The 12,363-nt window shown below is 31.7% G+C and carries 15 protein-coding genes; all 15 read left to right on the top strand.

What is annotated here, in order from left to right:
* Positions 1–198: 198 nt before the first annotated feature.
* Positions 199–1,521 (top strand): extracellular solute-binding protein, encoded by a 1,323-nt coding sequence (locus ACTCDL_RS13625; RefSeq protein ID WP_463177911.1) that lies wholly within the window; start codon positions 199–201, stop codon positions 1,519–1,521.
* Positions 1,522–1,987: 466 nt separating this feature from the next.
* Complete coding sequence (locus ACTCDL_RS13620) at positions 1,988–3,028, top strand: LacI family DNA-binding transcriptional regulator (RefSeq protein ID WP_463177908.1); 1,041 nt, start codon at positions 1,988–1,990, stop codon at positions 3,026–3,028.
* Positions 3,029–3,156: 128 nt separating this feature from the next.
* The gene (gene rnmV, locus ACTCDL_RS13615) at positions 3,157–3,714 is read left to right on the top strand and encodes a ribonuclease M5 (protein WP_463177903.1); all 558 of its coding nucleotides are present in this window, start codon (positions 3,157–3,159) and stop codon (positions 3,712–3,714) included.
* Positions 3,701–4,558, top strand: coding sequence for a 16S rRNA (adenine(1518)-N(6)/adenine(1519)-N(6))-dimethyltransferase RsmA (rsmA, locus tag ACTCDL_RS13610; RefSeq protein ID WP_463177900.1), 858 nt, complete (start codon positions 3,701–3,703; stop codon positions 4,556–4,558). The genes rnmV and rsmA overlap by 14 nt, the downstream gene beginning before the upstream one ends.
* Positions 4,559–5,032 (top strand): ribonuclease H-like YkuK family protein, encoded by a 474-nt coding sequence (locus ACTCDL_RS13605; protein WP_463177897.1) that lies wholly within the window; start codon positions 4,559–4,561, stop codon positions 5,030–5,032. It abuts the gene before it with no gap.
* A gap of 89 nt (positions 5,033–5,121) precedes the next feature.
* Positions 5,122–5,388 (top strand): Veg family protein, encoded by a 267-nt coding sequence (locus tag ACTCDL_RS13600; RefSeq protein ID WP_097017839.1) that lies wholly within the window; start codon positions 5,122–5,124, stop codon positions 5,386–5,388.
* Positions 5,389–5,679: 291 nt separating this feature from the next.
* Positions 5,680–6,687, top strand: coding sequence for a chymotrypsin family serine protease (locus ACTCDL_RS13595; protein ID WP_463177894.1), 1,008 nt, complete (start codon positions 5,680–5,682; stop codon positions 6,685–6,687).
* Positions 6,688–6,812: 125 nt separating this feature from the next.
* On the top strand, positions 6,813–7,553 hold the full coding sequence (locus ACTCDL_RS13590) for a CAP domain-containing protein (protein ID WP_463177890.1): 741 nt from the start codon (positions 6,813–6,815) through the stop codon (positions 7,551–7,553).
* Between the two features lie 508 nt (positions 7,554–8,061).
* Positions 8,062–8,313, top strand: coding sequence for a hypothetical protein (locus ACTCDL_RS13585; protein ID WP_463177887.1), 252 nt, complete (start codon positions 8,062–8,064; stop codon positions 8,311–8,313).
* A gap of 194 nt (positions 8,314–8,507) precedes the next feature.
* The gene (locus ACTCDL_RS13580) at positions 8,508–8,798 is read left to right on the top strand and encodes a hypothetical protein (RefSeq protein ID WP_463177884.1); all 291 of its coding nucleotides are present in this window, start codon (positions 8,508–8,510) and stop codon (positions 8,796–8,798) included.
* A gap of 144 nt (positions 8,799–8,942) precedes the next feature.
* On the top strand, positions 8,943–9,206 hold the full coding sequence (locus ACTCDL_RS13575; protein ID WP_463177881.1) for a hypothetical protein: 264 nt from the start codon (positions 8,943–8,945) through the stop codon (positions 9,204–9,206).
* Between the two features lie 93 nt (positions 9,207–9,299).
* Positions 9,300–9,572: a hypothetical protein gene (locus tag ACTCDL_RS13570; RefSeq protein ID WP_463177878.1), complete on the top strand. Its 273-nt coding sequence runs from the start codon at positions 9,300–9,302 to the stop codon at positions 9,570–9,572.
* Between the two features lie 88 nt (positions 9,573–9,660).
* The gene (locus ACTCDL_RS13565) at positions 9,661–10,524 is read left to right on the top strand and encodes a hypothetical protein (protein ID WP_463177875.1); all 864 of its coding nucleotides are present in this window, start codon (positions 9,661–9,663) and stop codon (positions 10,522–10,524) included.
* 241 nt (positions 10,525–10,765) lie between these two features.
* On the top strand, positions 10,766–11,593 hold the full coding sequence (locus tag ACTCDL_RS13560) for a hypothetical protein (protein WP_463177873.1): 828 nt from the start codon (positions 10,766–10,768) through the stop codon (positions 11,591–11,593).
* Positions 11,594–11,763: 170 nt separating this feature from the next.
* Positions 11,764–12,363 (top strand): hypothetical protein (locus ACTCDL_RS13555; RefSeq protein WP_463177870.1); only part of this gene is annotated, 600 nt, incomplete at its 3' end.

Genomic DNA, 12,363 nt, shown 5'->3' with positions numbered 1-12,363 from the left:
TTTTACTTCAGTGTATAGTTGATAATTGACAGTTGATAGTTAAGTTCAAAACCATTTAAATATAGGTTTTTAGTCCTTTAACTATCCACTATACACTATCAACTATCAACTCAAAAGTGTCGCACTATCATTCTATAATGCTATATTTAAATTTTATTTTAAAGTCCGATTTCTATATAAAATAAAAGGGGGGACAGAATGAAGAGAAGAATTATAAGTATTTTAGTTATGGTTTTTGTGCTGTTGTTGTTAGTAGCTGCTTGTAATTCTAGTAAGCAAGTCCTAAAGCAACAGAATATTAGTAATGAGGTTAAGCAAGCTAAAGAATTAGAAAAGAAATCTCTAGAATTGGATTTAAGAGAAGTATCTAGTGAGGTAAAGATAAAGCTATGGGAAGATGTAAGACCAGTTGTTGGACATACAATTGACCAATTGATTGAAAAATTCCAGAAGAAATATCCTAATATTAAAGTTGAAAGAACACATATGGAAGCAAAAGAGTTAAGACAAAATACTCAAAGATCATTTATAGTTGGGAATGGACCAACATTGACACTTAGTTCTTTTGATGATATTAGACCATTTTCTATAATGGGAATTGCACAATCTTTAGATGTTTTAATGAGTGAAGAGATGAAGAATATGTATGTTGAAAATGCATTACCTACTATGACTTTAAAGGGTCATATTTATGGTGTGCCAGTTACTATGAGTAATTTAGTATTATTTTATAATAAGAAATTAGTAGATGAAGTGCCAAAAAATTGGGAAGAATTAATTTCTATAGCCAAAGATTTAAACAAAGATATAGATAATGATGGGAAAATAGATCAATATGGCTTGTTATCTCCTTGGATTGAAGCAGTTTGGTGGATAGCATTTCAGGATGCTTGGGTACTCGATAAAGATAATAATTTAATACTAGATACTAAGGCTACTAAAGAAGCTTTACAGTTTGTTCATGATTTAAAATTTAAAGATAAGATTCTCCCAGAAAAAACAGATTATGATTTAATGGATAGTTTATTTAAGGAAGGAAAAGGAGCATTTATTGTTAATTGGGATTGCTCTTATAAAAATTATATTGAAGATGATGATGTTGAGTTAGGAGTTGCTTCACTGCCCAAGTTTAAAAATATTGGAAAATATGCTCCATCTATGATAAGTGGTAGTGGATATATTATGTTATCTGATTTACCAGAAAATAAGCAGATTGCTACTTTAAAATTTATCAAGTTTATGACAGGCAAAGAAGCTCAGAAAATATTAGTTGAGAAGCATAAGTTACTACCAACAAATAAATCTCTTTATGATTTAGCAATTATAACAGAAGACCAGCTTATGAATGTTTCTGCTCAGCAGTTAAAAACTGCTAAACCTGTGCCAGTAATTTTAAAAAGGAAAGCAGTTTATGAGGCTATTACTCCAGTATTACAAAGTGTTATGGCTGGAGATCTAAAGCCTGCTAAAGGAGCTACTGAAATCCAGGAGATTGCTGAGAAGATAATTTCAGGTATGTAATGAGATTGTCTATATAGAAAGCGATAAAGGTTTTATATTATATTTCTAAACTTTAAAATTTTTAATGTTCTATATAGTTATTTATGAAGTGTGATTTCATTCTTTCAATGTTAATAATGTTTAATCTACTTTAGTTAAAATGGAAACTTTGATATAATGGTAAATAGAAATCAAAATTATATTATTTAATTTATTAAATCAGTGGAATAGTAGTTTTTATTAATGAAATCTTATCAAGGTTTATAGATAAAAATTTTCAAGGAGATAAGTTCTGTTTAACTATTACTTTTGAAAGTTATTTTTGACGATTAATATAGATAGATATTTTATAAGATTAGTAATATATTTGAAGTAGAAGTTAGTCTATTATCGAGTTTATAAGAAAAGTATATCTAATTTAAGAGAAAAATTTTACTTTTATATTATTTAGTAATATTAATTATTAGCTTAAGAGAGGAAGGGAATTATGCCTACTATTAAAGATGTTGCAAAGAATGCTGGGGTATCTCCTTCTACTGTTTCTAGAGTTATCAATAATCATCCTAGAATCAGTAGTGAGACAAAAAAGAAGGTCAAAGAATCAATGAAGAAGATTGGTTATCATCCTAATATTATTGCACGAAGCTTAGTCAAGCAGAAGACTAATACTTTGGGGTTGGTTATGCCCTATTCCACTGAAGAAGCCTTTGCTGATCCTTTTTATTCTGAAATATTACGAGGTATTGGTTCAGTGGCCCAAAATAAAGAATATAGCCTACTGCTTATTACTAGTAATGGTGAAAAGGAGGAGCTTGAAGCCACACTTAAAGCTGTAAGGAGTAAGAGAGTTGATGGTTTATTAATCTTAAGGGCTAAAAGTAATGATGCTTTAATTAGTGAATTAAAGGAATTAGAGACTCCTTTTGTTATAGTGGGGCGTCCAGAAGATGAAAATGATAATTTTTGGGTAAATAATGATAATATTGAATCGAGCAAAAAATTAGTAGAATATCTAATTGGTTTAGGACATGAGAAGATCGGTGTGATAACAGGAAATAATGAATATATAGTTTATAGAGATAGACTAGAGGGATATAGGCGTGCTTTAGAGGATAATGGACTAGAATATAATTCTAACTACATCATTCAAACAACAGGACATCATGGTTTAACCACTAGATATACTAGAGAGTTACTTGAATCTTATCCTGAATTAACAGCTATTTTTGCTGTTGATGATTTAATGGGTTATGGAGCTATTTTAGGGATTAAGGAGTTAGGCTTAAAGGTTCCTGAGAATATAGCAGTAGTAGGTTTTAATAATAACCCTCTATCACAGTTAATTGCCCCTGCCTTAACAACAGTGGATATCAATATCTTTGAACTAGGGAGTACAGCTACTAAAAGCTTAATTAATATAATCAATCAAGAGCCTACAGAGTATTATCATGAAATAGTAAAAACCAATATTATTGTTAGAGATTCTTGTGGAGGAGATAAAGGAGAAGTTAAGGTTAACGAAGAATAGATGGGAGTATAAGGTTGCTATGTTGTTCATGGCAACCTTTGCACTTTATTAAGAAATAATTAAGAATTTAGGTTTAATAAATCTAGAATCAATTAGACTAATAGAAAGAATTGTTTAAGGAGGTCAGAATGATAAAAGAGGTTATAGTAGTAGAGGGTAGAGATGATTTAGATGCAGTCAAGAAGGCAGTAGATGCTGAAGTGATTATCACACAAGGGTTTTCCTTATCTAGAAGTGTCTTAACTAGGATAAGAGTAGCTCAACAGAAGAGGGGGGTCATTATCTTTACAGATCCAGACCATGCTGGAGAGCAGATTAGAAGAAGAATAAAACAGGCAGTACCTGGCTGTAAAGATGCTTATTTAGCCCAGAACAAAGCTATCAAAGCTGGTGATATAGGGATTGAGAATGCCAGTCCAGAGGCTATTAAAGAAGCATTAGCTAAGGCTAAGGTTGATTATCAAGAAGAAGAGAAGAAGTTTATTAAGGATGATCTGGTTGCTTTAGGTTTAATAGGTGGTTATGACTCTAGAGAGTTGAGAGATAAAGTTGGTAATGAATTAGGGATTGGTTATGCTAATGGTAAGCAGTTCTTAAATAGATTGAATAATTATGGCATAACTCGAGAAGAGTTTATATTAGCATTAGAAAAGGTAACTAGGGGTGTTAAAGATGGAAATTGCTAATCCAAGTAATACAAAAGAGATTTTACGTAAACATAAATTACAATTAAAGAAGAGTCTAGGGCAGAATTTCTTAATTGATAATAATATTCTAAATAAGATAGTAGAAACAGCTGACTTAACAGAGGAGGATACAGTAATTGAGATTGGTCCTGGAATTGGATCTTTGACTCAGAAGATGGCAGAGACAGGTGCTAGGGTAATTGCAGTTGAATTAGATGATCGCTTAATTCCAGTATTAAAAGAATCTCTAAATGTATATAATAATATAGAGATAGTGCATGGTGATGCTTTAGAGGTGGATTTTTCCCAATTAGTTGATGGCAGTTTTAAACTGGTAGCTAATCTACCTTATTATATTACTACTCCAATTATTATGAGATTATTGGAGGAAGGTTTTGATGTAGAGAAGATAGTAGTAATGATTCAAAAAGAGGTAGGAGAGCGAATGGTAGCATCACCAGGAGGTAAAGATTATGGTATCTTATCTATTGGAGTACAGTATCATAGTAATCCAAGGATTGCCTTTGTAGTACCTCCTACTGTCTTTATACCACAGCCTAAGGTCGAATCGGTTGTGGTGGATTTAAAGGTAAAAGATAAACAAAATCTTGAGATATTAGATGAAGAATTCTTTTTTAAGGTGGTTAAATCAGCTTTTCATCAAAGAAGAAAGACGATTAGAAACTCTTTAAGTAAAGCACCTTACATGAATTTGAATCGTGATTTAATCGACCAAGCATTGGAGGAAGTAGGGATAGACCCAAGAAGAAGAGCAGAAAAATTGAGTATCGAAACCTTTGCTCAGTTGAGTAATGCTTTATTCAATTTAACTGGAGGAGAGTAAATGGTATTTATCAGCCCTACAGAGGGGAAGTTGAGTTTTGAACAGACCTACAGTAGCATTGTTGATTTTGTGCAGAGTCTACCTGAATGTAACTATCAGTTGATTATTGGTAGTGATTCTCAACCAAGTGAGAAAATTGTACTGGTAACTACTATAATAATCTATCGTGAAGGAAAAGGAGCTAGGTTTTATTACATTAAAGATGAATTAAATCCACAATTGACCTTTCAGCAGAGAATCTATTATGAGACTGCAAGAAGCTTAGAGTTAGCAAGCAAGTTAAAAGATAAAATATCAGCAGATGAGCTTATTTGGGATTTGGATATAGAGGTTCATCTGGATGTAGGGAGAAGAGGAAAGACTAAGCAATTAATTAATGAAGTTGTAGGAATGGTAGTTGGCAGTGGGTATAAAGCAAAAATTAAGCCTTTAGCTTATGGAGCCTCTAGTGTTGCTGATAGATATACTAAGTAATTATTAGCATATAAGGAAATTAGTTTATTTGACTTATTTCTTTAATTTTGGTATAATTAGTAATAGTAATTCCAGAAGGGTGGGTCAACATGTCAGATAATATTTTAGGTCAAATTAAGAGTGACTTAGACTCCTTTGTTGGAAAAAAGGTGAGATTAAAAGCCAATCAAGGTCGGCGTAAGATTATTGAAAAAGAAGGAATTTTGGAACAAACATATCCAAAGGTATTTGTAGTTAAAGTTGATGAAGATCAAACCCCTCGACGTATTTCATATAGTTATGCAGATGTGTTAACGGAAACTGTTGAAGTGAAGATTAAAGATAATAATATGAAGATTGGATGTATTAGTGTTTAAGTTTTTAAACTTTTAAACTAGCTGTGACCAGTGGTTACAGCTAGTTTTCTTTTTTTGTTATATTTAAGTTTTAGCTACGGGTTTTAACCCGTAGTGTAACATGTCATCATCACCACAGGTTGAAACCTGTGGCTAGTAAATTTATCATTATAAAAAAGTGTCGCAATTTCTCTCTATTGTATCAGTTTTTAATAGCAGAAGATATAAATATAATAGATTTTTTATTCCCCCTTATCACAAAAGTAAGCTTGGTGAATATACTGTATTAACTGAAAGGGGGGACATAGAAGAATGGATGATATTAAGAACATAATAGATAAATATGTAGAGAATATTCTTTCTTTAGATAATGTAGTTGGAGTAGGTCAAGGATATAAGGAGGTTGGAGGCAGAAAGACTAATGAAGAGTGTGTTGTAGTCTTGGTAGAGAGTAAGGTTGATGCTCAGAATTTGACTGATGGGCATATTATACCCCAGAGTTTAGAGGATAAGAAGACTGATGTTATTGAGGTAGGTAAAGTTGAGTTATTGGCAAATGATGATAAAATGAGAATAACTAAGCTACGACCTGCTCAACCAGGAGTCAGTATCGGTCATTATAAGATTACAGCGGGGACTTTTGGAGCAGTAGTTAAAGATAAGAAGACTGGAGAACCGCTTATCTTATCAAATAATCATGTTCTAGCTAATATTACAAATGGTAGTGATGGTAGGGCAAGTAAAGGAGACCCTATCTTACAACCAGGTAGCTATGATGGTGGTAATGAGCAGGAAGATGTAATAGCTTATTTGGAACGTTTTATACCTATTTATAATGATCAACCGCCTGCTTGCCCTTTAATGTCGGGATTTAATCAAGTATTAAAGGGGTTAGGACGATTAATAGGTGCACCTTATGAGGTTAAACGTTCATCAATAAATAATAAAGTTGACTGTGCTGTTGCCAAACCAAAAGATCCCGATTTGATTGATCCAGAGATTTTGGGTATTGGAGAAGTAGCGGGAATAGCTGAACCAGAATTGAAGATGTTAGTCAAAAAGAGTGGGAGAACAAGTGGCTTGACATCAGCTAAGATCAAGGCTGTTAATGCTACTATTAAAGTTCAATTATCTGCTGAAGAATCTGCTGTCTTTACAGATCAGATTATAACAGAGCCTTTCTCTAAACCCGGAGATAGTGGCTCACTAGTTGTAAATAAGGATAATGAGGCTGTAGGTCTACTTTTTGCAGGTTCTGATAAGAGTACAATCTGTAATAAAATAAATAATGTCTTAACTGCTTTGAATATAACCTTTTAATTTATATAATTTGATTAATTGCAGACTTATGTCTGCTTTTTTATTATACTACCATAAGTTACATTCTCTTTTTAAATTACTGTATGTTATAATAAAACTAAGCATAGAAGTACAGGAGGGAGTAAATGAAGGTAAAAAACATAATAACATGGATACTTATTTTTGCACTGATTATGCCAACAATAACTTTAGTTAGCACAGGTACTGCTTATGCTTTTGGAGGATTAGATTTAAATGGTAATATTTTTAATATTTTCAAAGCTTTTTTGGCATTATTTTTTCTAGGGAAGATGGTAGGGGATAAGAATCCTACATCAGAATCTATAGCTGAACCAATTGATAATTCTGCTATTCAAACTGGTAATAATGAGCAGAGTAATGATTCGCTATCACAGGAAGAAAGCCCTGTAGATCATCAGCCCCCTCCAATAGAGATTACAGATAATAAGGATTGGACAGAGATGAAGGTTTATTCATTGACTAGAGATGAAGAGATTATGCTAAAAATGATAAATGATGAACGGCTTAAGGAAGGTTTAAATCCTCTGAAAATTGATTTTAAATTGGTTCAAATAGCTAGAGCTAAGAGTCAAAATATGATTGATGAAGATTATTTTAGCCATTTCTCCCCTAATTATGGTTCACCTTTTGATATGATGAAGAGGTTAAAGGTTGATTATTACTTAGCGGGTGAGAACATAGCAGGAGCTCCTAATGTAGAATGGGCACATAGGGAGTTAATGAATAGCCAAAGCCATAAAGATAATATCCTCCATTCTGATTATACCCATGTTGGAATTGGTATTATTGATGGTGGTCCTTATGGTAAGATGTTTGCCCAAGAATTTGCGGATTTAGGTTATTGATTTTTATAAAAGAGTAGATTGCCATTTAAATGGAAATCTACTCTTTTATTATTTGTGGTAAAAAAATTTTATCTTAACATTATTTGAATTTTTTTCATAAAATATAATAAAACAGATATATAAATGTTAAAAGGGAGGTTAATTATCCAATGTGGGGAGAGCTTTTTATAATCGTATTATTTACGATAATCTTATATTTTTTTTATAGAGTATATTTATATTATTTGATAGAAGACCTGTATAATAAAAGTTATTTAGCAAAAGAAGAGACTAGTATAGATATAGATGAGATTAGAGATGCTTACATTAATTTATTTGATGAGAATTATATCTATTAAATAGTCACCATCAAATTAGTTAATTTTAATGAAAATATTAGTCTATATAACTTAAATTATATATATTTACAGAATCTTTTATTAACAGATTAACTAAAGCGGTCATATTATATACTGTTAAAAGATAAAAATTCAATTATCTATGATTAATAATAAGGAGGTATTTGAGGATGGGGAATACTTGTAGAGATGATTTAAGGTGTTTATTGGAGAGGATAAAGGATACCGATGAGCAAGTTAATATTATTATTCAATCGGGAGAAGACTGCTGTGAATTTACAGGCTGTATCTGTGAGGTAGATGATTGCTTTGTAGTATTGATTGACACAAAGCGTGGAACTTGTATTAGGACTTATATCTTACTTGATTGTATCTGTGCTCTTGTTCATCCAGCACAACAAAGTTGTTGTGACGAATATTAGGAAGTAATACTTATAAAATCAAATACTTAAGGTAGAGGGATAAGATTATTCTTATCTCTTTTTTGTAAATTAATTGTTGTTATTAACTAAGGTGCTTATTATTGAATTGGATAGTAGTTAAGTAATTAGTTATTAACATATTCTAATCTAGAGTCATAGAATGTATTAGTTTTTAATGAAAGGAGGGAAAAGAGATGAGCGAAGAAGTTGAAATTCAAGGATGTGATTCTCGTAGAGGTGGTTCTTGTAGAGATGATTTAATTAGGTTATTGAATAAAATCAAAGATACTAGTGAAGAAGTAGCTATTATTTGTCAAGCAGGAGGAGGGTGTTGTAGATTTACAGGATGTATTTGTGAAATAGATGATTGCTTTGTAGTATTAATTGATAGTAATCATGTATGTGAAAGAACTTATATCCTATTAGATAAGATATGTGCTATAGTTCATCCAGCTAAAAAATGTGGTCATGGTCATAGAGATTAGATAATTTTCTAGTGATATTCAAACAAAAATCTATAAAATTCAATCTTTATATGAAGGGGTAAGAATATTCTTACCTCTTCTTTTTTTAACACATTTAAAGAGATAATCATATTATATAGCAAATAAGAAGAGAGGAGGGATACCATGGAGGAAGTCAGATGGGATGGGCGTGATTCTTGTATTAAGTCATTAAAGAAACTATTGAATAAGATCAAGGATACAAATGAAGAGGTGAATGTCATTGTTCAGTCTGGAGAGGGTTGTTGTGATTTTACAGGTTGTATCTGTGAGATTAATGATTGCTTTCTAGTATTGGTAGATGGTGATGATATTTGTAGAAAAACTTATATCTTATTAGATAAGATATGTGCAGTTGTTCATCCAGCAAATAGTTGCTGTGGTAGATAATAGTTCTATAGAAGTCTAGTCATTATTTTTATTAACATATTCTGATATAGAGTCATAGTATGTATTAGTTTTAGATGAAAGGAGGGAAAATAGATGAGTGAAGTTGAGATTCAAGGATATGATTCTTGTAGAGATGATTTAATTAGATTATTAAATAAAATTAAAGATACTAGTGAGGAAGTAAATATTATTATTCAATCAGGTGAAGGTTGTTGTGATGTAACAGGATGCATCTGTGAAATAGATGATTGCTTTGTAGTATTAATTGATAGTAATCATGTATGTGTAAGAACTTATATTTTATTAGATAAAATCTGTGCTATAGTTCATCCAGCTAAAAAATGTGGTCATGGCCATAGAGATTAAGTAATGCCTTGGAGTAGTTAACTGATTAGATAATATATATTATCTAATCAGTTAACTTAAAATTTTTCATTAGGAAGGAGGTCTAAGAATGGCTAATAGTAATAACGATTTAGAACTTCTAGAATCATTATTAGAAGAGCTAGTAAATGAATTATTAAATCAGAAGAATCCAATGGTAAGTAACCCTCCTACTCCTTCATTAAATGATTTCTCTCAAGTTGATACTTCAAATATTGATATTAGTGAAAAGGAGCTTAATAAACTAGTAGATTTATTAAATCAGATAGATTTAAAAGTAGATTCTAAAGAAGTTAAAGAAAAGACAGGAGGTGAAAGAATATTGTCTAAAAGAGAACGTAATCAAGGAAATGAATTTGAAAGAGAATTAATACATAATTTAAAAAAAGAGTTGAAGGTAGAGTTGAAAAATGAGTTGAGAGAGGAGTTGCTTAAGCAGAAAGAAGATATTTTTATTAGTAATTATAACAATAATATCAGTAAATCACATATTTTTAAGGATGAGTTAGCTAGACATGCAGAGAATTTTGATTTTGTCGAAGTAACAGTTATTAGTGGTTCAGATTGCTGTAAGATGGTCGGTGTTTTATGTGAAGTTCATAGTGATTTCATAGTATTAATAACTGAAGATAATAGTCGGATTAAGATATCAATTAACAAGATAGTAGCTGTTAATTTACATAATGGTGGAGGAAAAAGAACTAGATATAGTAAAGATGATGATAATTTAGATGATCAGGTTAGTATCGCAAAAGTTGATGATAGCTCATCTGTTGGAGAAGAACAGGATAGAGATAAGGAGATAGCAGCTAAAAAAGAAGAAAATTTAGGTGACGATATTTATATAGATGAAAATCAAGAGGCAGAGGATGATTCTAAGGATATAGATTCCAATCAGCAATCTGAAATTGAGCGAAAATTAAAAGTATTATAGGGTTTTAACCCGTAGTGTAACATGTCATCATCACCACAGGTTGAAACCTGTGGCTAGTAAATTTATCATTATAAAAAGTGTCGTAATATCTCTATATAGCGCCATGGTTACACTTTATTCTAGATTCACGAATTTTATAGTTAATCACTTTATCCTTTGAAAGAAGGATTTTGTCTTCTCCTTTTATTCACAAATTATTGAAGTATGTCGTATTATAACGTAGGAAAGGAGGGGTGAATAGATGAGTGGATTGATTGAAGGATGCTATTGCAGTAAAGAATTAATAAAGTTATTAGAGCATTTAAAGGTTAAAGCAGAGTTAGTTACTATTATAATTCAAGCTGGTGGTAATTGCTGTAGGCATAGAGGTTGTATCTGTGAGATTATTGATTGTTCTACAGTTGTATTAGTTGATGATAGAGAAAAGGGTCAAGGAGGATGTGAAAGAACTTATATATCAATTGATTGCATATGTGCTATTGTAGTTTTTGAAAATGATAAAAGAAAGAGATTTAAAGATAGAGATGATTTAGATGCTTTTGGATTACAAGATACAGAGCAAGTAGATAATAGCAATTGCATTAATAATGTAGAGAAAGTTGCTTATAGTGAAGATTATCAAGATGATATAAAATGTAATGTATATGGATATGGGAGAAAAATTAGAATTAATGTAATGGGTAAAAGAACAATGTTATCAGTAAGTAAAGTTAATATAACTGAGTTATCCATGGTAGTTCATAATGAGGGAGATAATAAGGAGAATTTCATTTATTATTTCCATAAAGATAATGTAGGAGAGAAGACTATAGAGTTATTATTATCTCCTTCATCTTTAGGTGAGGTTGATGATATTATTTATGATGAACAATCAGAAGAAGCTAAGGTCAGTGGTAGTGCTCTGTTGTATGTTAATGAAGAAGATAGAGGAGAATGTGAATTTGAATTACTTGTAAAAGAAGATATGGCTACAATGATTATAACTTCTAATGGAGAGAAGATAGAGAGTCATACAGAACATTTAACTGGAGTTTGTAGTCCTGAGCCTTTTAGTATTGAAATTTTCTGATTTAGATTAATAATTGAATTTATGCTTTATTTTAACTTAATTAAAATATGATCATATTTTAATTAAGTTCTTTTTTGTTCAGAGATTTTAGTCGAAAAAATTTTTATTCTCTGTAACACTTTTTTCCTTAATGCATAATATATACCAAACAACAAAAAGGAGGAATGTTAATGAGTGGTATTGATTTTGACATTGATTTAGATGCTTTAGTTGCAGCTATATCAGATTCTGTATCTGAATCTATAGCAGCAGCTTTAGCAGGAGCAGAAAGTGAATCTGATGCAGATGCTTGTGTAGATGCAGATGTAGAGAATGAAAGTGAATCTGAATCTGAGGCAGAAGCAGAAGCTGAATCAGAAAGTGAGAGTGAGTCTGAAGCAGATAGTGAGAGTGAATCAGAGTCAGAAGCTGAATCAGAAGCCGAAGCAGATAGTGAAAGTGAGTCTGAAGCAGAGGCTGATGCCGATGCAGAAACAGAAAGTGATTCAGAGTCAGATTCTGTAGGAGTAGGTGTTGGAGTAGGAGTAGGAAGAGCCGATGCTGAATCTGAGGCAGAAGCTGAGTCAGAAAGTGAGAGTGAAGCTGAGTCAGAAAGTGAAAGTGAAGCTGAGTCAGAAAGTGAGAGTGAAGCTGAGTCAGAAAGTGAAAGTGAAGCTGAGTCAGAAAGTGAAAGTGAAGCTGAGTCAGAAAGTGAGAGTGAAGCTGAGTCAGATAGTGAGAGTGAAGCTGAGTCAGATAGTGAAAGTGACTCAGAATCAGATAGTGAAAGT

The sequence above is a fragment of the Orenia sp. genome (genome assembly GCF_055140805.1).
Note: the sequence above shows the minus strand (reverse complement) of the source record. Positions and strands in the feature narration are given on the sequence as shown.

Bases quoted from the DNA above. Each gene is read 5' to 3' on its own strand.
- ACTCDL_RS13625 (WP_463177911.1), top strand. From the start codon at position 199: ATGAAGAGAAGAATTATAAGTATTTTAGTTATGGTTTTTGTGCTGTTG.
- ACTCDL_RS13620 (WP_463177908.1), top strand. From the start codon at position 1,988: ATGCCTACTATTAAAGATGTTGCAAAGAATGCTGGGGTATCTCCTTCT.
- rnmV (WP_463177903.1), top strand. From the start codon at position 3,157: ATGATAAAAGAGGTTATAGTAGTAGAGGGTAGAGATGATTTAGATGCA.
- rsmA (WP_463177900.1), top strand. From the start codon at position 3,701: ATGGAAATTGCTAATCCAAGTAATACAAAAGAGATTTTACGTAAACAT.
- ACTCDL_RS13605 (WP_463177897.1), top strand. From the start codon at position 4,559: ATGGTATTTATCAGCCCTACAGAGGGGAAGTTGAGTTTTGAACAGACC.
- ACTCDL_RS13600 (WP_097017839.1), top strand. From the start codon at position 5,122: ATGTCAGATAATATTTTAGGTCAAATTAAGAGTGACTTAGACTCCTTT.
- ACTCDL_RS13595 (WP_463177894.1), top strand. From the start codon at position 5,680: ATGGATGATATTAAGAACATAATAGATAAATATGTAGAGAATATTCTT.
- ACTCDL_RS13590 (WP_463177890.1), top strand. From the start codon at position 6,813: ATGAAGGTAAAAAACATAATAACATGGATACTTATTTTTGCACTGATT.
- ACTCDL_RS13585 (WP_463177887.1), top strand. From the start codon at position 8,062: ATGGGGAATACTTGTAGAGATGATTTAAGGTGTTTATTGGAGAGGATA.
- ACTCDL_RS13580 (WP_463177884.1), top strand. From the start codon at position 8,508: ATGAGCGAAGAAGTTGAAATTCAAGGATGTGATTCTCGTAGAGGTGGT.
- ACTCDL_RS13575 (WP_463177881.1), top strand. From the start codon at position 8,943: ATGGAGGAAGTCAGATGGGATGGGCGTGATTCTTGTATTAAGTCATTA.
- ACTCDL_RS13570 (WP_463177878.1), top strand. From the start codon at position 9,300: ATGAGTGAAGTTGAGATTCAAGGATATGATTCTTGTAGAGATGATTTA.
- ACTCDL_RS13565 (WP_463177875.1), top strand. From the start codon at position 9,661: ATGGCTAATAGTAATAACGATTTAGAACTTCTAGAATCATTATTAGAA.
- ACTCDL_RS13560 (WP_463177873.1), top strand. From the start codon at position 10,766: ATGAGTGGATTGATTGAAGGATGCTATTGCAGTAAAGAATTAATAAAG.